The 18,403-nt window shown below is 65.2% G+C and carries 13 protein-coding genes; 5 read left to right on the top strand and 8 right to left on the bottom strand.

What is annotated here, in order from left to right:
* Window positions 1-21: 21 nt before the first annotated feature.
* Window positions 22-2,184, top strand: coding sequence for a S9 family peptidase (locus NOV65_RS01080; RefSeq protein WP_257303472.1), 2,163 nt, complete (start codon window positions 22-24; stop codon window positions 2,182-2,184).
* A 101-nt stretch (window positions 2,185-2,285) separates the two neighbouring features.
* Here the strand turns inward: NOV65_RS01080 and NOV65_RS01075 are convergent, their stop codons facing one another.
* The 8 genes from NOV65_RS01075 to NOV65_RS01040 form a co-directional block, all read right to left on the bottom strand.
* A complete protein-coding gene (locus tag NOV65_RS01075) occupies window positions 2,286-3,563 on the bottom strand; it encodes an MFS transporter (protein WP_257303470.1) in 1,278 nt (425 codons plus the stop codon).
* A gap of 151 nt (window positions 3,564-3,714) precedes the next feature.
* A complete protein-coding gene (locus NOV65_RS01070) occupies window positions 3,715-4,137 on the bottom strand; it encodes a CBS domain-containing protein (RefSeq protein WP_257303468.1) in 423 nt (140 codons plus the stop codon).
* A 10-nt stretch (window positions 4,138-4,147) separates the two neighbouring features.
* A complete protein-coding gene (locus NOV65_RS01065) occupies window positions 4,148-4,852 on the bottom strand; it encodes an ABC transporter ATP-binding protein (RefSeq protein WP_257303467.1) in 705 nt (234 codons plus the stop codon).
* Window positions 4,845-5,564, bottom strand: coding sequence for an ABC transporter ATP-binding protein (locus tag NOV65_RS01060; RefSeq protein WP_257303466.1), 720 nt, complete (start codon window positions 5,562-5,564; stop codon window positions 4,845-4,847). The genes NOV65_RS01065 and NOV65_RS01060 overlap by 8 nt, the downstream gene beginning before the upstream one ends.
* A complete protein-coding gene (locus NOV65_RS01055; RefSeq protein WP_257303464.1) occupies window positions 5,564-6,613 on the bottom strand; it encodes a branched-chain amino acid ABC transporter permease in 1,050 nt (349 codons plus the stop codon). Before NOV65_RS01055 ends, NOV65_RS01060 begins: the two co-directional genes overlap by 1 nt.
* Before the next feature lie 10 nt (window positions 6,614-6,623).
* The gene (locus tag NOV65_RS01050) at window positions 6,624-7,493 is read right to left on the bottom strand and encodes a branched-chain amino acid ABC transporter permease (RefSeq protein WP_257303463.1); all 870 of its coding nucleotides are present in this window, start codon (window positions 7,491-7,493) and stop codon (window positions 6,624-6,626) included.
* 70 nt (window positions 7,494-7,563) lie between these two features.
* Window positions 7,564-8,709, bottom strand: a complete 1,146-nt coding sequence (locus tag NOV65_RS01045) for an ABC transporter substrate-binding protein (RefSeq protein ID WP_257303461.1) — start codon at window positions 8,707-8,709, stop codon at window positions 7,564-7,566.
* A 151-nt stretch (window positions 8,710-8,860) separates the two neighbouring features.
* Window positions 8,861-10,141, bottom strand: coding sequence for a porin (locus NOV65_RS01040; RefSeq protein WP_257303459.1), 1,281 nt, complete (start codon window positions 10,139-10,141; stop codon window positions 8,861-8,863).
* Between the two features lie 483 nt (window positions 10,142-10,624).
* Between NOV65_RS01040 and NOV65_RS01035 the strand changes: the two genes are divergently transcribed.
* The 4 genes from NOV65_RS01035 to NOV65_RS01020 all read left to right on the top strand — a co-directional run bounded on the left by NOV65_RS01035 (window position 10,625) and on the right by NOV65_RS01020 (window position 18,024).
* On the top strand, window positions 10,625-11,866 hold the full coding sequence (locus NOV65_RS01035; RefSeq protein ID WP_257303458.1) for a porin: 1,242 nt from the start codon (window positions 10,625-10,627) through the stop codon (window positions 11,864-11,866).
* Between the two features lie 152 nt (window positions 11,867-12,018).
* Window positions 12,019-12,390, top strand: coding sequence for a CidA/LrgA family protein (locus NOV65_RS01030; protein WP_257303456.1), 372 nt, complete (start codon window positions 12,019-12,021; stop codon window positions 12,388-12,390).
* Entirely contained in the window at window positions 12,378-13,070 is a 693-nt protein-coding gene (locus NOV65_RS01025) for an LrgB family protein (protein WP_257303454.1), read from the top strand. Before NOV65_RS01030 ends, NOV65_RS01025 begins: the two co-directional genes overlap by 13 nt.
* A gap of 43 nt (window positions 13,071-13,113) precedes the next feature.
* Window positions 13,114-18,024, top strand: a complete 4,911-nt coding sequence (locus tag NOV65_RS01020) for an ATP-binding cassette domain-containing protein (RefSeq protein ID WP_257303451.1) — start codon at window positions 13,114-13,116, stop codon at window positions 18,022-18,024.
* Window positions 18,025-18,403 lie beyond the last annotated feature (379 nt).

The following is an 18,403-nucleotide window of genomic DNA, read 5'->3' as shown; positions in this document are numbered from 1 at the left end:
TGAGCATCCACCGGAGCCGCCATGTCCGTCCGAACCCTCCTGGCCTGCCTTCTCCTCGCCCCCTGTCTGCTGGGGCAGGGATCTGGCCTGCTCACACTCGAAGCCATCGCCCATCCCACGAGGAAGGTCGCCTACGCGGGCCTGCCCACCACGCGCCTGGAGTGGCTACCGGATGGCAGCCTGGTGCAGACCCGCCGGGAAGGTGATCAGGTGACCCTGGACCACGTGGATCCCCGGACCTGGGAGCGGAAGCCACTGCTGGAATCCTCGCGACTCCTTGCCGCCCTCGTGGCGGCCGGGGCCACGGAGGCCGCAGCCAAGGCCGCCCTTGGCCGCGGGAGCTTCACCTGGAACGGGGATCACAGTGCCTTCGCGGTGGACGCCGGAGAGAACCTCTTCCTCGTGGATGTGAAGGCAGCCAACGCCAAACGACTCGCGAGTGGAAAACCCGAGGAACCTGCCTTCAGTCCCGATGGCACCCAGGTGGCCTACCTGCGCGGGAACGATCTCTACCGGGTGGAAGTGGCCACGGCCCGGGAGACGCGCCTCACCACCGGCGGCAGCGAGACCGTGTTCAACGGGCGCCTGGACTGGGTGTACCAGGAGGAGGTCTATGGCCGGGGCAGCTTCCGCGCCTTCTGGTGGGCACCGGATTCGAAGCACCTGGCCTACCTCAGCCTGGATGAGACCAAGGTGCCGGTCTATACCCTCATGGACGATCGCTTCCAGCCCCAGAAGGCCTTGATGGCCCGCTACCCCAAGGCTGGGGACCCCAATCCCATCGCCCGCCTGGGCGTGGTGGATCTCGCCGGGACCACCGTTTGGATGGAAGAGCCCTATCCGACCCAGGAGACCCTCATCGTGCAGGTGGGTTGGGATCCCATGGGCCACCTGCTCGCCACCCACCAGGATCGGATCCAGAGTTGGCTGGACCTGCGTCAGTACGAAGGCAGCGTCTCCCGGCTGCTCATCCACGAGAACGGCCGAGCCTGGCAGGAGCGCCTGCCCCTGCCCCGCTTCCTCCCCGATGGGGGTTTTCTCTGGGAATCGGGGCGCACCGGACGCCACCATGTCTACCACTACGGGAAGGAAGCCCAGTTGATCGGCGCCGTCACGGCCGGTGACTGGGATGTGCGGCAGGTCCATGGCACGGACACGACAGGGCGGATTCTCTATTTCGACGCCACGGAACGCAGTCCCATCGGCCAGGATGCCTACCGCATCGACCTTGATGGAAAGGGGCTCACTCGGCTGACGGACCGGCCCGGCACCCATCGCATCCACTTCAACGCCACTTTCACGGCCTTCCTCGACACTTGGAGCGACGCCCGGACCCCACCCCAGCAGACCCTCCACGACGGCGCCGGGAAGCAGCTCCGTCTCATCGATTCGAATCCCAGCGACAAGCTGAGGGGCCTGAAACTTGGCCAGGTGAGCTTCCAGCAGGTGAAGACCCGGGATGGCTTCCCCATGGAGACGATGCTCGTCCTCCCCGTGGACTTCGACCCTGCCAAAAAATACCCCGTGTTCCAGACGCTCTACGGCGGGCCGATGACCCCGGAGGTACGGAATTTCTGGCGCCGGGACATGCTCTGGTTCCAGTTCCTGGCCCAGCAGGGCATCGCCACCTGGGTCTGCGACAACCGCAGTGCCTCGGGCAAGGGGCTGGCCAGTGCCCATGGCATCTACCGCAACCTGGGCGCTCAGGAGCTTCAGGATCAGCTCGACGGCCTCGCCTGGCTGAAAGCCCAGGGTTGGGCGGACATGAGCCGGATCTGCCTCGACGGCTGGAGCTACGGCGGCTTCATGACCACCTACGGCCTCACGCACAGCAAGGCCTGGAAGCTGGGCATCGCCGGAGCGCCCGTGACGGACTGGCATCTCTACGACAGCATCTACACCGAGCGCTACATGGGCCTGCCCAGCGACAACAAGGCGGGCTACGAATCCAGCTCCGTGCTGAAGGCCGCCGGAAACCTCTCCGGCCGGCTTCTGCTGCTTCACGGCACCCTGGATGACAATGTCCATCCCCAGAACACCGTCATGCTCATCGACGCCCTCCAGAAGGCGGGATTCCCCGTCCAGATGGTGCCATTGCCGGGATCCGACCACAGCCCGCGCGCGCCCCAGCACAACTGGGCGCGCTTCCAGGCCATGTGGGAGTTCCTGTCGAAATACCTCTGATCAGGCTTCCCGCCCAGGCGAACCGCGGAACAGGCATCGGGAGGCATCGGCCTCCAACCCGAGGCGCCGACTAGGCACCCCGGGTTGGGTGAGACACCCGTTCAGGCCCGCGTGACCTGGTTCGGTTTCGCGGGCAGCATGCGATCGTACGCCCACAGCAGCACGGCCGTGAGTACGCCCACTCCGGTGATGGTCCAGAGCATGCCGGCCGGCTTGTGGGTCACCTCGCCGAAGTGATGCATCAATTTCCCGCCGAACCAGCCGCCGATGAGGGAACCAAGGCCGATGGGAAGGAAGGCGAAGCCCATGTAGGTGCCCTGCTGGCCCGGAGGGGCGAGGCGCGAGATGTACTCGTAATAGCGTGGCGACTGCACGATCTCGCCCAGCGCAACGCAGATGAGCGTGATGATCACGCCTGTCACGGTCGGCTTGAAGATCAACACGATCCAGGCGAGGGAGGACATCAAGGTGCCGATCGTGACGGCCTTCACCGAGGCGATCTTCTGTGTAGCCAGGTTGATCAGAACCGTCAGGGAGATCACGACCAGCGGGCCGGTCATCAGTAGGAGCTCTGTATCTGCCTTCGGATCGATGTATTTGGCGACATACAGAGGGAGGGTGATGAACTCCTGCCAGTACACCACCCAGTACCCCGTGAAGATCACCAGGAACAGCATGAACTTCGGATTCGAGAGGACGGTGATGAAGTTCCGGCCGGTCTCCGCCAGAGAAGGAGGGGGCGCATCGCCCGCCTGGCGCGGCTCCTTGAACATCAGCAGCACCGCGAAGAACATCAGGAATACGCTGACGGCGGCCACCCGGAAGACGTTCTCGACACTCATGTGCCGGTGGACGTAGGACGCGACAAAGGGGCCGGCGGCGCCACCGATGTTCACCAGGGTGTAATAGATCGAATAGCCGATCGAGCGGACATTCTCCTTCGAGGCACGCGCGGTGGTTCCAACCACGGCGGGCTTCACCAGCGCGATGCCGAGGGCCGGCAACATCAGCAGGAAGGCGACGAGGGCTCCGAGGGGCACCAGGCCACGCACCGGCGCCATCCAGGCGGATCCGAGCGAGCCGAGCAGAAAATAGGAGCAGCTGAGGATCAGGTAGGCGAGGGAAAGCGCCCGACGGAAGCCGAGGCGGTCCGCGATCGCTCCGCCAAAAGCCGCCAGGAACCAGACCAGCCCACCGAACAATCCGGCCAGGCTGCTGGCATCTTGTGTCGGAAAGCCGAGGGATTCGTTCAGATAGCGCGCCAGGGAAGCGAAGGCCGCGTAGTACGAGAGGCGTTCGAACAATTCGCTGATGTTGGCCACCCAGAAGGGGCGCTCAAATCCGTCGCGGATATCACGCAAACGCTGAGCTGTGCTCAAGGTGCCTCCTGGGCAAGGGGACTGCCCTTCGATCTTCCTGGGAATCCGTGGGAGCGGTCAACCGGGCCAGCCGCGACCGATCGCGGAATCAACTCGCCACATGGCAAAACAAGGTTGGGGGCCGGGGGCCCCGGCCTTTGGACAGACCGGCCTACTCCCGGGTCCTGGCGAACTCCACCACGGCCTTGAGCATGTCGCCCACGGACATGATGCCCACCAGCTTGCCCTTGGCATCCACCACGCACAGGCCGTAGAGCTTGTGGTCGAGGATGGACTGGGCCGCCGTGGCCAGGTCCGTATCCGGCGTCACCGTGTGCGGATGCGGGTTCATGACCTCCTTCACCGCGGTCTTGGACAACAGGTAATGCACTTCCCAGGTGTCCAGCGAGGTGGCCTTGCCCGGGGTGTAGTCCTTGATCATCCGTTCCGTGATGAGCCCCACGAGGTGCCCCTTGGCCATGACGGGGAGGCGCCGGATCCCCTTCTCCTTCATGAGGTGGATGGCCTCGATGATCGAGGCGTCCTCATTGATCGTGATGGGATTCTTGGTCATCCACTTTTCGACAGTGGTCATCGGGATCTCCTCACATGCCCAGGAAGGCTTTCTTGATGTGCTCATTGTTGAGCAGTTCGTCGCCCCGGCCCGTAAGCACCACCCGGCCCGTCTCCATGACATAGGCGCGGTGGGCAATGCGGAGGGACTGGTAGACATTCTGCTCCACGAGAAGGATGGTAACGCCCTCCTTGTTGATGCCGGTGATGATGTCGAAAATGTTCTTCACCAGCAGGGGCGAGAGCCCCAGCGAGGGCTCATCCAGCAGCAGCACCTTGGGGTTGGCCATGAGGCCTCGGGCGATGGCCAGCATCTGCTGTTCGCCGCCGGACATCGTTCCGCCCAGCTGCTTCTCCCGCTCCTTGAGGCGCGGAAACAGGTGGAACACCCAGTCGGTGTTCTTCTGGCGGTCCCCCCGGGTAGCCTTGACGTAGGACCCCATGCGGAGGTTCTCCATGACGGTCATCTCGGGGAAGATGCGGCGGCCCTCGGGCACCTGCACCAGCCCGGCTTCGACCACATGGTGCGGCTGCATCTTGCCGAGGTCCTTGCCATCGAAGGTGATGCTCCCGGAGGTGGGTTTGACTAGGCGAGAAATGTTCTTGAGGGTGGTGGATTTCCCGGCACCGTTGGCGCCGACCACGGTGACGATCTCGCCCTCGTTCACTTCCAGATCCACATCCCACAGGACCTTGAGATCGCCGTAGGCGAAATTCAGCTTTTCGATCTTAAGCATGGCTCTCACCCAGGTAGGCATCGATCACGTCCTGATTGCTCACCACCTCCTGAGGGGTGCCTTCGGTCAGCTTCTCACCGGAGGTGAGGACGACGATCCGGTCGGAGATGCGCATGATGGCCTTCATGTCGTGCTCGATGACCATCTGCGTGAGGCCGTGGTGCTTGATATCCAGGATGAGCTGGATGATCTCTTCGCTTTCCGCCGGGTTGAGACCGCCCATGACCTCGTCCAGCAACAGAAGCTTCGGCTGCGTGGCGAGGGCCCGGGCCACCTCGAGCTTCTTCCGCTCGCCGATGGGCAGACCGCCCGCCAGGAAGTCCACCCGGTGTTCCAGGCGGACCACCTTGAGCTGCTCCATGGCCAGCTCCCGGGCGTGCTTCAGCGAGGAGGTTCGCGCGAGGGCACCGACCATCACGTTATCGATCACTGATAGCTTGGCCAGGGGCCGCACTTTCTGCCAGGTCCGCACCATGCCGAGCATGCAGACCTTGTCGGGCTGGAGCCCGTTCATGCGCCGGCCGTTGAAGATGACTTCGCCCTTGGAGGGGGGATAGTAGCCGGTGATGCAGTTGAAGAGGGTGGTCTTGCCCGCGCCATTGGGCCCGATGAGGCCCATGATCGTGCCCTCCTCCACCACGAAGGACACATCGGAATTGGCCGCCAGGCCGCCGAAGAACTTGCTGACGCTCTTGATCTCCAGGATGGCCATCAGACCGCCTCCCGATTGCGGCGCGGGGCCATCTTCTTGATAAAGCCCATGAGCCCTTCCGGCATGAAGAGGATCACCAGCACCACGAGGATGCCGTAGAGCAGGACGTGCGCATGGGAGAGGTTCTCCTTGAGGAAGAGCCCGATCCGCGAATCCGCGCTCACGAGGCCGATCTTCACCAGACCCTCAGTGATCATGTTGCTGCGGAGGGCCTCAGAGAGTGGCACCAGCAACAGGGACCCCAGCACCGGGCCCCAGATGGTCCCCATGCCGCCGATGATGCAGATCAGCATGATCTGCACGGAGACATCCAGCCCGAGCACCGTGGGCGGATCGACGAATCCCACGTAGATGCCGTAGAAGGCGCCGGCCAGGGAGGTCAGCACGGCAGAAATCACCAGCCCGATGTTCTTGTAGACCGTGATGTGGATGCCCAGGGAATGGGCCGCGTCCTGGTCCTCGCGAATGGCCTGGAAATAGTAGCCCAGCTTGGAGTGCTGCACCCAGTACGTGATGGCGATGGTGAAGAGGGCCAGGAAGAGCCCAATGTAATAGAACGGGACCTTGGTGAGGAAATCCGTGATCACCCGCTCCCCGATCTTGAAAGCGGGAATCTCAGTGGCCAGGATGCCCTCCGCGCCGTTGGTGAGCGTGGTGAGGTTGATGGCGGACAGCCTCATGATCTCGGCGACGGCGATGGAGGCCAGCACGAAGTAGGGGCCCCGCAGCCGGAAGCAGATGCTGCCGATCACGAGCGCCACCACGATCACGATCGCGACGCCAACCCAGACGCCCACCCAGGGGACGACCTGCCTGGAATACATGAGCATCATGGTGGTGTAGGCGCCCACGCCGAAGTAGGCGGCGTGGCCGACGGAGTACTGTCCCGCGTAGCCACCCAGGATGTTCCAGCTCTGGCCCTGGGACACACTGAGAAAGAGCAGGATCATCATGTGCAGCGCGTAGGGGCTCTCCACGTATCGCGGAATGACCAGCAGAGCTGCCAGGAAGATGAGGCCGAGTGATGCCTTGATGAGGGTCTTGTACATGTCGTCCTCCTCAGGTCCGCGACTTGCCCATCAAGCCCGAGGGCTTGAAGAGGAGTACGAGCAGGAAGAGCACGAAGACCACGACATCCTTCCAGCCGGATGAGATGTAGACCGCGCTCATGGATTCGGTGACGCCGATGAGGATTCCGCCCAGGGTGGCGCCCACCACGCTGCCCATGCCGCCGAGCACCGTGATGACGAAGGCCTTCAGGGTGAAGGTCCCGCCCACCTGGGGAAAGATGTAGTAGGTCGGGGAGATCAGCGCCCCTGCGGTGCCCGCCAGGGCCGCCCCAAGGCCGAAGGCGATGACGGACATGCGGCTGACGTTGATGCCCATGAGCTGCGCCGCATCCCGGTCCTGCGCCGTAGCCCGGATGGCCTGGCCCGTATCGGTCTTCAGCAGGAACCAGCCCAGCGCCGCCGTGATGGCGGCGGTGATCAGGAACGAGATCAGCAGAGGCGTAGATACCGAAACCCCGCCACCCACCTGGATGGTGGAGGAGGAGTACGAGGTGGTGAGGATCTTGTAGTCCGACGTGAAGATCAGCATCACCGTGTTGCTCATGATGAGGCCCAGCCCGATGGTCAACAGGATCTGGTTCTGGGCGACGGCGTTGAGCACGCGGTTGATGAAGACCTTCTGGAGGAAACCTCCGAAGAAGAACATCAGCGGGAAGCTGATGAGCACGGAGACGAAGGGATCGATGCCCATCAGCGTGAACAGCAGATAGGTGAGGTACATCCCGACCATCATGATGTCGCCGTGGGCGAAGTTGACGACCCGCATCACGCCGAAGATGAGCGTGAGCCCGATGCCGATAAGCGCGTACACGCCACCGATCAGGATGCCGCTGATAAGGGATTGCAGGAATACGGCCATGGGCGTCTGGAACTCCTGGAGGGGGTGGAAAAGGGGGGGCGCGGTGAGGCGCCCCCCGCTCAGGGAGGAGTCACTTCCACTTGGGGAAGGGGTACACAGCCTTCTTGGTGGCGAACTGGGCAGGCAGCACCGTCTCGTAATTCCCGGAGAGGATCTGCTGAACGAGCATCTGGTGGTTGTTTTGGTTCGTGAACCCATCGTAGTCGGCGAACTGGACTTCACCCATCACGCCATTCCATTTGCCGGCCTTCAGGGCATTCCGGGTCTTGGTGCGGTCACCACCGGCATTCTTGGCGGTCTCAGCCATGATCATCATGGAGGCGTAGGCGCAGGCCGCGTGGTAGGTGGGCTCCTTGCCGAACTTGGCCTTGTAGCGGGTGCCGAAGTCCTTGGCCCCGGGCCAGTTCACATCGTTCGTCCATTGAGTGCACGAGATGACGCTCTCAGAGATGGCGCGCTCCTTGGCAAACTCGGTGGTCGTGAAGCCGGCGCCCGCGCCCAGGAACGCCTGGGGCTGAAGGCCGACTTCTTTCGACTGCCGCATGAGCAGGATGGCGTCGGCCACGTAGGACACCATGAACACCAGATCAGGGTTCTTCGACTTCACTTTGGCGAGGGTGGACCGGTAGTCCGCGGCGCCCTTGGGATAGGGCTCGTCAGCTACGATCTGGATGCCCTTCTTGGCCACATACTCCTTGGCGGTCTTGGTGGTCGAGGTGCCGAAATCGGTGTTCTCGTAGATGAAGGCGATCGATTTCGGCTTGCCGAGGGACGCCGCCGCATCGATGAGGCTGGAGGCGTACTTATCCGCGGGAGCGTTCATGCGGAAGACGTACTTGAGGCCCTGGCGCGTGATCTCCTCCTTGGCGGCGGCGGGAATCAGCAAGGGCACACGGTATTTCTCGGCCAGCTTGGCCACGGCATTGGAACACGCCGAGGTGTAGGGACCCACCACTCCCACGACATTGTCACGGGTGGCCAGCTTCTCCATGGCGCTCATGGAGATCTGCGGCTTGCCCGTGTCGTCCTCCCACACAAGCTGCAGGTTGATGCCCTTCTTCTTGAGGTCCTCGTCCGCGAGCTTGATGCCGTTGGTGATGTTCTCTCCGATGGGCGCCTCGGGGCCACTCATGGAATTGATGACGCCGATCTTCTGCGCCATGAGACACGGAGAGAGGGCGAGTGCGGCGCCCAGGGCCAAGAGGTGCTTTCGCATGGCAGCTCCAGTGCAAAAAAGATGTGGGTGGAAGGTATGGGGGATTCTACACCCACCGAGAGCTGAAAAAACCACGGAACCCGTGGGTTGTGACCCATGAGCTCCGTGGCTTTGGTGACAAGAAGGACCTGCTAGGTAGAACGTGCTCGGATCAGAATCCGACCATCAGGGAGGCGACGAGGGAATCACCACCCTGCTCGCCGGTCTGGCCAGCGCGCGGAGCCAGGAAGTTCTTGCTGCGGTGGACATAGTCCAGCTTCAGCTTGCCCGCGCCGTACTTGGCAGGGTTGAACACGTAGTTGTAGCCGACGGTGATCTCGGTGTACTTGGGGCTGTAGTCGCCGCCGGCCGCCGGCATGTAGGGATTGGTGGCCGTGTACCAGTCGTCGCCGGTGTTGTAGTTCAGCATGTCGTAGCGGGCCGTGAACCAGTGCTGGCCCATCTTGTAGGCACCATCGATGGCATAGCCCATGAACTTCTGGTCGAGGTGCTCGCGCAACGGCGTGAGGGTGGTCGTGCCGGCAGCGAAGAGGGTGGGGTAGCGACGACCCAGCAGGCCCGTGGCGAGCTCGGCGCTGGCGTGCCAGGTGGCCGTGTCGAAGGCGTAGTAGGCGCCCAGGAGGGTGGTCTTGTCCTTGTTGTCCTTGATCTGGGCGGCGGAAGGAGCCCCCACGGTCCAGGTGGCGGGAACGGTGGCATTCAGGAAGGTCGAATCCTTCAGCCCGGTCACGCCCTCGCGGTAGTAGGCGCCGAACTTGTGCTCGGGGCCGTAGTTGAACTCGAGGCGGGTGGTCCAGTCCTTCTGGGCATTGCCGGCGCCAGTCAGGGTGTTCTCGTTGTTCTTGCCGCCGCTGCCGTCATCGGTGGTGCCGTTGGAGATGGCGAGGTTGACCTTGCCGTTGAAGCCCTTGGGATCGCCGAAGGCGTAGATGCCCCAGATGGCGCGATCGCGCTTGTCACCGAAGACGCGATTGATCTGGTTGCGCTCGAAGAACAGGATGTTCGTCGCGGCGACCATGGTGGCTTCATAGGTCGTAGGCATCTTGAACTGGCCGGCCTTGACAGTGAAACCACTGCCGAGGTTCCAGGTGACAGCGATGTCCTGCAGCACGTTGTTGGGAGCGGCGGTCGTGTTGCTGTTGTTCGGGTCGAACATCAGGTTCCAGCTGATGTCGTCGGTGATCTTGCCGTTCAGGTAGATCTCGGCGCGCTTGACGGCGAAGGTGTTCTCCTGGAACCGGGAGTCGAGCCCGTAGTACTTGGTGGCGGTGCCGGCCGGAGCAGCGGTCGCGTTGTTGCGCAGGTTGCTGTCCAACATCTGGGTCTGCCAGAACTCGAAGAGGACGCCGGTGAGCTTGATGTCCTGAGCCTGGGCCTGGGTGACCCCGGCGGCGAGGAGGGCGGCGACGCCGGCAAGGCGGGTGATCTTCATGGGTGGGCTCCTAGTGAGGGAGGGTTGGGAGGGATTGAGTGGCTGGAAGGCTGGGAGGGAGTCGGATTCAGGTCAGACCACCAGATGTCTCGGACGCCTGTCGCTCGAAATCGATGAGTGGATCAAACGGATTCAAGCTAAACGGGGGAACTCCTTGCGTCTATTGAAAATGATCGAAAAGTTCCGAGGGTTGTGATGATGGACACAAAGGTGTGGCGACACCCCGCTTGCCAACCACGGGGCAGGTGAACGTGACACCTTCGCGAGGCTGGATCAACTCGACTCGGTTCTTGTGAAGAATCGCGAGACGGCTGGTGAAATATAGACCCTCATAACAGCGCTACCCGTGTAGAAAACCGGGATCGGGACGCTCTGGCACGAATTCACCCCTCAGGTACAGGGCGGTACCGGGATCTTCGCGCCCATGTCACAGGCAGCCGGGAACCTTTCTCCCGTTGGCCTGTCGGCCCTCTAGGAGACTCCATGAAGCGCATCCGCAACCTCAGCCTGGCCGCCCTCGCCCTTGCCGCCCTGCCCGCCTCCGCCCAGACAGTGAAGATCGGGGGCGACATCCAGCTTTGGTACACCCAGATGATGGACAGCAACCTCCGGTACAACAGCGCTGCTCCCGGCGGGTACTACAACCTCCGCAGCGAGTTCAAGGAGAACACCTTCTCCATCCGCCGGTCCGAGATCAAGCTCTCCGGAAATGTGGCGGAGGACGTTGATTACGAAGTCATGTTCGACCCCTCCATCTCCACCGGAACCTCGAACCCCATCATCCTCCAGGACGCGTTCATCGTCTGGAAGCCCCTCGCCGGCATCGACGTGAAGGCCGGCCAGTTCAAGAACCTGCAGACCTACGAGGGCGTGACGAGCTCCACCGAGCTGCTCTTCGCCGAACGCAGCCAGCTGGGCCGCATGTTCGGTGACAAGCGCGACCGCGGCCTCGCCCTCGGATTCTCCTATGGCGATCCCAAGGCCTTCGCCGGCAAGGTCACCGCGGCCGTGTTCAATGGCATGAACGACGCGACCTCCGGCAAAACCAACGACACCAACGCCCAGAAAGACTTCGTTCTCCGCCTGGACTTCAACCTCGGGAAAGCCCACAAGTTCGGCGCTTACACGCTGCAGGGCTCCACAGACGTGGCCGACAAGGGCAACCCCTCCACGGCCATCGCCGCGAACCCCGGAGGCCCCTGGCCGGGCCAGACCGCCATCTACGACAACAAGGACAAAACCACCAACCTTGGTGCGTTCTACGCCTACCAGGATGGGACCTGGACCCTCACGGCCGAGTACATGACCGGGTTGCTCGGCCGGCGCTTCGCCACCCTCGCCGCCACCGCCCCCGCGGTGAAGCGCGAGCACCTGGACCAGAAGTTCGTGGGCTACTACCTCACCGGCGGCTACACCACTGGTCACCACAGCTTCCTGGCCCGCTACGACGTCATGAACCTCAACAGCGGTGACGACTGGTACACGGCCACCAACCCCTACACCACGAACGTGGCGACCGGCCTGTCCACCGGCACCGACTACAGCCCCAAGTACACCGAGGCCACCGTCGGCTACACCTATGCCTGGATCCCCGAGAAGGTGAAGTCCGCCAACTTCAAGCTCAACTACATCGCCCGCAGCAAGAACTTCCTCAAGCCCTTCGGAACCGAGACCGGCGAGCAGGGCGGCAACACCGTCGTGGCCGCGCTCCTGGTCGCGTTCTGATCCATCCGGAAACCCATGCAAGCCCCCGGGAGACCGGGGGCTTTTTCATGGATCAGCTGGCCTCTCCTCCCCGGAGGCGTTTGGAGCCGCTGACGATTGCCCTCACAATCGCCCTTTACCGAGAGCGCGTCGCCGCCCCACCAGAGGCTTTCGTGAAGAAGAAACTGCGGTTCCTCGGCCAGGTCGCCCTCCTGGCCGGAATCTATCTCCTCGGGAACAAGATCGCGGGCTTCGCCCATCTCCCTGTCCCCGGGAACGTGGTGGGCGTCGTCCTGCTCTACGCCCTGCTGAACCTCGGCCTCGTCCCGCTGGAGTACGTCCAGGACGCCGCCGATTTCCTCCTCAGGCACCTGGTCTTCTTCTTCATCCCCGTGGCGGTGGACCTGATGAATTGGGGAACCGTCTTCTACAGGTACGGTTTGGCGTTGGCCTTCGCCATCGTCGTCAGCACGATCTTGACGTTTCTGGGGACCGGCTATCTGGCCCAGTGGTTTCAGAAAGGGGAGAAGCCATGCCCCAGCTGATGATCCTGTTCACCATCCTGCTGACGCTCGGCGCCTATCTGCTCGCCAAGGCCCTGTACCTGCGGTATCGGCATCCCCTGCTGAACATCGTGCTGCTGGGCGCGGCCATCGTCATCGCGACTCTGCTCGCCCTGAACATCCCCTACCAGTCCTACCTTCCCGGCCGGCGGATCATGACGTCCCTGCTGGGCCCCGCCACCGTCGGCCTGGCGGTGCCGCTTTACCGCCACCGCAGTCTGTTGCGGCAGTACGCGCCGGCGATCGTGGCCGGTGTGGGACTCGGCTCCCTTGCCTCCATGCTCGCAGCCGGAGGGATCGCCCTGGTGGCTGGCCTGCCAAGGGAAGTCGTCCTCTCCGTGCTGCCGAAGAGCGTCACCATCCCCTTTGCCGTCGAGATCGCCAGGATCCATGGCGGGAGCCCAGGGCTGGCTTCCGCCTTCGTGGTGGCCACCGGCACGCTGGGTTCCGTGTTTGGAGGCACCCTATTGACCTGGGCCGGCATCAAGGACCCCGTGGCCCGGGGTTTGGCCTTGGGCACGGGAGCCCATGGCCAGGGCACGGCGATGGCCTTCATGGAAGGCGAGCGGGAAGGCTCCATGGCGGGATTGGCCATGACCCTTGCGGGCATCACGACAGCCACCATGGCTCCACTGCTGGTCCGGCTGCTGTTGCGGAACTGACTTCGGACCAGACGCGTTCCAGAAGGAGAAAAGGGGCGGGCACGTGGCGCAGCGGAGAGACCAGGAAATCGTCGTCCTAGGGGCGGAGACCCACAACCTCGCGGGATTCGACCTTCGCATCCCCCGGCGAAGCCTCACGGTCATCACGGGCGTCTCCGGTTCCGGCAAGTCCTCCCTGGCCTTCGACACCCTCTTCCGGGAGGGCCAGCGCCGGTTCCTGGAGACGCTGCCTTCGTTCGCGCGTCAGTTCGTGGGCGGCTTTTCTAGGCCTGCGGTGCGGAGCATCGAAGGCCTGGGACCCGCGGTCGCCGTGGGGCAGCGGCCCACCCTCTCCAACCCCCGCTCCACCGTGGGCACCCTGACCGAAGGCTGGGATCTCCTGCGCCTGCTCTTCGCCCGGCTGGGCTCGGCGCCAGAAGGCATCCATCCCAGCCGGGGGCTCTTCTCCTTCAATGGCGAGGAAGGCGCCTGCCATCACTGCCAGGGCCTCGGCGTGGAAGACCGCCTCGACCTCGACCTGCTGGTGGCCGATCCCACCAGGTCCCTGAGGGACGGCGCGCTGCGCGTGAGCACACCCAACGGCTACCTCATGTACTCGCAAGTGACCTTGCAGGTCCTGGATGAGGTCCTCAGGGTCCACGGTGGGTCCGTGGATATCCCGTGGCGGGATCTGGGCGAGGAGGCGCGCGGGGTGGTGTTCCACGGTTCCGACCGCCTGAAGGTTCCCTACGGCAAGCACCCGCTCGAATCCCGCCTCAAATGGACTGGCATTACTGCCCGACCCCGCCAGGAGGGGTTCTACCGCGGGCTGGTCCCGGTCATGGAAGAGATCCTCCGCGGCAAGCGGAACGATTCCATCCTCCGCTTCGTGCGCAGCGCACCCTGCCCGGCCTGCCAGGGCGCCCGCCTGCGCCCGGAGGCACTTGCGGTGACGTGGTGCGGGTACCGCATCGTGGATCTGGCCGGCATGACCGTCCGGGAACTGAGGGCCTTCCTGGCCTCGGTCGAAGCCTCCCCCTGGGAAACCGCAATCCTGACGCCGATCCGAGCGGATCTCCTCGCCCGCTGCGACCTGATGACGGAGCTCGGACTGGGATATCTGACCCTGGACCGCCCGGCCCCCAGCCTCTCACGGGGTGAGATGCAGCGGTTGAGGCTCATCACCCTGGCCCTGGGAGAGCTGCGCGGCCTGCTGGTGGTCCTGGACGAACCCTCCGCCGGCCTCCATCCCCACGACGTGGGCCGGCTCATCGGTGTGCTCAAGCGTCTGCGGGACGAAGGCCAGACCGTGGTGGTCGTGGAACACGATGCCCTCATCGCGCGCTCCGCGGATTGGCTGATCGACCTGGGGCCGGGCCCCGGACGCGAAGGGGGCCGGTTGCTCTGGAGCGGCCCTCCCTGGGAGTACCTCAAGCAACAGGTGGAGGAACCTGTCCCGCCGACTCAACGCTGGTTGACGGGCACCTTCCCGGCCATCTCCCGGAGGCCCTGCCCTGCCCAGGGAACTCTCAAGCTGCGGGGTCTGCACTGCCACAACCTCCAGAACCTCGACCTGGAGCTGGCCGTGGGCGCCCTCAACGTGATCTCGGGTGTCTCGGGCGCAGGCAAGACCTCCCTTCTGGACGAGGCGGTAGCGCGCTTCCAGGCGGGTCTGGTCCCGGAAGCGCCCTTCCGCCGCATCGTCACCGTGGATGCGGACCCCATCGGGCGGACGCCTCGGTCGAACGCGGCCACCTATACGGGCGCCTTCGACCTCATCCGCGATCTCTTCGCAGCCTCCAGCGAGGCCAGACAGCGGGGCCTCGGCAAAGGAGCCTTCTCCTTCAACACCGGCGGTGGCCGCTGCGAAGCCTGCGAGGGCGCGGGCGTCCAGGAAGTCGGCATGCGGTACCTCGGCACCGTGGACCTGCTCTGCGATGTGTGTGGTGGGCGCCGGTTCCACGCCGAGGTGCTGGAGGTGAAGGTCCAGGGCCGGAGCATCGCCGACGTGCTGGAGGGCAGCATCGCCGAGGCCGCGGTGTCTTTCGCGGAGCATCCGAGGCTCCGACGCATCCTGGCCGCGCTTCTGGATGTGGGGCTCGGCTACCTGCCCCTGGGCCAACCCGCCACCACGCTCTCCGGCGGGGAAGCCCAGCGCGTGAAGCTGGCCACCGAGCTCGCCAAGGCCGGCGGCGGCCCGGCCCTGATCGCCCTGGACGAGCCCACCACGGGTCTCCACGCCGCCGATGTGCGGGTGCTGGTGGAGGCCTGGAACCACCTGCTCGAAGCGGGCCACACCCTGCTGGTGGTGGACAACGACCTGGAGGTGATACGCCAGGCGGACCGCGTCCTGGATCTCGGCCCCGGGAGCGGGCCCGAAGGTGGGCGGCTGGTGATCAGCGGCTCCCCAGCCGATGTGGCCGCCTGCCCGGAATCCCTCACGGGCGCCGCGCTGTGGGAGGTTCCCTCCCCCGTCCTTCCGCCCCCCAGGGCGGCCGAGCCGCCACCCATCGAACTGGTCGGGGTCCGCACCCACAACCTCAAGGACATCGACCTGACCCTCCCCGCACAGGGCTTGACGGTGGTGACGGGGCCCTCAGGCTCCGGCAAGTCCTCGCTGGTCTTCGACACGCTGCTGGCCGAGGCCCAGAACCGCTTTGCGGACCTTGTCTCTCCCTGGGCCCGGCGCCTGCTCCCCCGGCGGGGCGGCGCCGACCTGGTCGCGGCCCGCGGGCTCCAGGCCACCCTTGCCGTACCCCAGCGGGCAGGCCGCCGCAATCCCCGCGCCACCGTGGGAACGACCACCGAGCTGGACGAGCTGCTGCGCCTCCTGTTCGCCCGGGCGGGCGAGCGCCCCTGCCCCGCCTGCGGAACTCCCACCTATGGGGAGCACTGCGCCTGCGGGCAGATCCTCCCGGCCCTCTGGGCTTTCGATTTCTCGCCGCACTCCGAACGCGGGGCCTGTCCCCGATGCAAAGGGCTGGGGTTTCTCCAGCGCTGCGATCCCGAGCGCCTGGTGAGCCATCCCGACCGCCCCCTGGACGGCGGAGCCATGGCGGGCACCCGGTTCGGAGCCTATCTGGGCGAAGCGGATGGCCAGTTCCTGGCCACGCTCCGGCACGCCGCCGCGCAAGCCGGCCTGCACCTGACCCGCCCCTGGCGGGACCTGGGCCCGGAAGAGCGCCGGCTCGCCATGTTCGGCAGTGGTGATGCCGTGCACGAGGTGGCCTGGCGCTATCGACGCGGCAAGGTCGAGGGCACGCATGCCCTGCGAACCACCTGGGCTGGCTTCGCGAACCTTGTGGATCGGGAATACGAGCGGGTCCACGCCGATTCCAAGGGTGAGGAGCTCGAGCCCCTGCTGGTGGATGCAGCCTGCTCCATGTGTGGAGGTGAGGGCCTTCGCGAGATACCCCGCAGCGTCCGCTTCGGGGGCCGCCGCCTCCCGGAACTGATGGCCCTCCCCGTGGGCGAGCTCCTGGGCTGGTTCGATGCCCTGGCGGCCCCCGGGCTTTCTCCCCGGGTGCTCACCCTCACGGAAGGCCTCCGGAAGGATGCCGTCCAGCGCCTCGGAGCCCTCTCGGAAGCCGGGCTCGGCTACCTGGCCCTGCGGCGGGAGCTGGCCAGCCTCTCCGGCGGCGAGGCCCAGCGGGTGCGCCTCGCCGCAGCCCTGAGGGGCGGCCTGGTGGGCGTCACTTATGTGCTGGACGAACCCACGCAGGGACTCCATCCCCGCGACGTGCAGCGCCTCGGCGGCGTTCTGCGCCACCTGGCGGATGCGGGCAACGCGGTCGTCGTGGTCGAGCACGACACCTCCCTGATGGCTTCGGCGGATCGCATCCTGGAACTCGGCCCCGGCGCGGGCCCCGAAGGTGGACGGCTTGTGGCCATGGGATCTCCAGGCGAGCTCAGGGATCAGCCGACCTCGCGGACTGGCGCCCAGCTCCGCCGGTCGCGCCAGGCTCTTAAGGAGGAACCGAAGGCGACCGGTTCGCCGGGAATCCGAATTCGGGGCGCCCGCCTCCACAACCTGCAGGGGATCGACGTCGCCTTCCCCGCGGGTGCGCTGGTGACCGTGACGGGCGTCTCGGGCAGCGGCAAGTCCAGCCTCGTGCTGGAGTCGCTTGCCCCCTCCCTTCGCAACCACTTGCGGGGACAGGGCCCGGTGGGCTGCGAAGGCATTGACCTCCTGACGAACATCCAGGAGGTCATCTCGGCCGATCAGGAGGCCCTGGGCCTCGCGTGGAACAGCACCGTCCTCACCCTCCTGGGCCTCGGCGAGGCCCTCCGCAAGCGCTTCGCTGCGACGCCTCGGGCCAAGGCCTTGAAGCTTTCCGCCAGGTACTTCTCGACCGCCACGCCAGGGGGCCGCTGCGAAACCTGTGAGGGCCGCGGCGTGATCACCGTGGCCATGGACCTTCTGCCAGACGTCACGGTGGGCTGCGAGGCCTGCGAAGGCCGCCGCTTCAAGCCGGAGGTGCTGGGGTGTCTTCTGGAAGGTCGCAGCATCGCCGATGTGTTGGAGGCCAGCGTCGCCAAGCTGGCCGGGCCCTTTGCAGAGGCTGCTGGGCTGGCGAAGGCTCTCGCTGCGCTGGACCAGATCGGCCTGGGCTACCTGCGGTTGGGCCAAGAGGGTTCCGCCCTCTCGGCGGGGGAGCGCCAGCGCCTGCGCCTGGCCGCACTGATCGCGGCCCCGCCGAAGGGAAGAGCCGCCATCCTCCTGGACGAGCCCACCCGCGGCATGGGCTTCGAGGATGTGGATCGCCTGGTGGCGTCGCTTCACCGCCTCGCGGAGGCCGGGCATCTCGTCGTGGCGGTGGAACACGACCTGGACTTCATCGCCAGCAGCGACTGGGTCATCGACCTGGGCCCCGAGGGCGGTGCCGGGGGTGGTCGCCTGCTGGTGGAAGGACCGCCGGACGCGGTGCGCGCCTGCGCGGGCTCCTTCACGGGCGCGGCTCTCATGCATCGGTGAGACGCCCATCGAAACGGGCCCCGCCTCCCCCGAAAACGCGAAAAGCCCCATTTCTGGGGCTTTTCCTTTGGTGGTCCCGGAGCGACTCGAACGCCCGACCCTCAGATTCGTAGTCGGCGTGACCGATTGGGGCCCTTGCGGCCCATAGGGAATTGGAACTACTCTCGCCCCCAGGTAATCAGGAGGCGAACGTGGAAGCGTATCGAACGATCATGTAACGGCTGGGCCTTCGTGATCCGCGCCAGGTAGTAGCTGGATGCAGGATCCAGGGCCGAACCTCGAAGGGCGGGCGGATGGCCTGGCCCGGTGTTCTGCTGCGCGACGGCAGGACCAGGCGCCCAAACCCCCTTCAAGTAGCCGCCCACGGGCGGGCCCTCGG

The organism is Geothrix campi (assembly GCF_024609265.1).
GTDB lineage: Bacteria > Acidobacteriota > Holophagae > Holophagales > Holophagaceae > Geothrix > Geothrix campi.
Note: the sequence above shows the minus strand (reverse complement) of the source record. Positions and strands in the feature narration are given on the sequence as shown.

What these genes read in the sequence shown, in the direction of transcription:
- NOV65_RS01080 (WP_257303472.1), top strand. Translation starts at nt 22, where the DNA reads ATGTCCGTCCGAACCCTCCTGGCCTGCCTTCTCCTCGCCCCCTGTCTG.
- NOV65_RS01070 (WP_257303468.1), bottom strand. Translation starts at nt 4,137, where the DNA reads ATGACCACTGTCGAAAAGTGGATGACCAAGAATCCCATCACGATCAAT.
- NOV65_RS01065 (WP_257303467.1), bottom strand. Translation starts at nt 4,852, where the DNA reads ATGCTTAAGATCGAAAAGCTGAATTTCGCCTACGGCGATCTCAAGGTC.
- NOV65_RS01060 (WP_257303466.1), bottom strand. Translation starts at nt 5,564, where the DNA reads ATGGCCATCCTGGAGATCAAGAGCGTCAGCAAGTTCTTCGGCGGCCTG.
- NOV65_RS01055 (WP_257303464.1), bottom strand. Translation starts at nt 6,613, where the DNA reads ATGTACAAGACCCTCATCAAGGCATCACTCGGCCTCATCTTCCTGGCA.
- NOV65_RS01050 (WP_257303463.1), bottom strand. Translation starts at nt 7,493, where the DNA reads ATGGCCGTATTCCTGCAATCCCTTATCAGCGGCATCCTGATCGGTGGC.
- NOV65_RS01045 (WP_257303461.1), bottom strand. Translation starts at nt 8,709, where the DNA reads ATGCGAAAGCACCTCTTGGCCCTGGGCGCCGCACTCGCCCTCTCTCCG.
- NOV65_RS01040 (WP_257303459.1), bottom strand. Translation starts at nt 10,141, where the DNA reads ATGAAGATCACCCGCCTTGCCGGCGTCGCCGCCCTCCTCGCCGCCGGG.
- NOV65_RS01035 (WP_257303458.1), top strand. Translation starts at nt 10,625, where the DNA reads ATGAAGCGCATCCGCAACCTCAGCCTGGCCGCCCTCGCCCTTGCCGCC.
- NOV65_RS01025 (WP_257303454.1), top strand. Translation starts at nt 12,378, where the DNA reads ATGCCCCAGCTGATGATCCTGTTCACCATCCTGCTGACGCTCGGCGCC.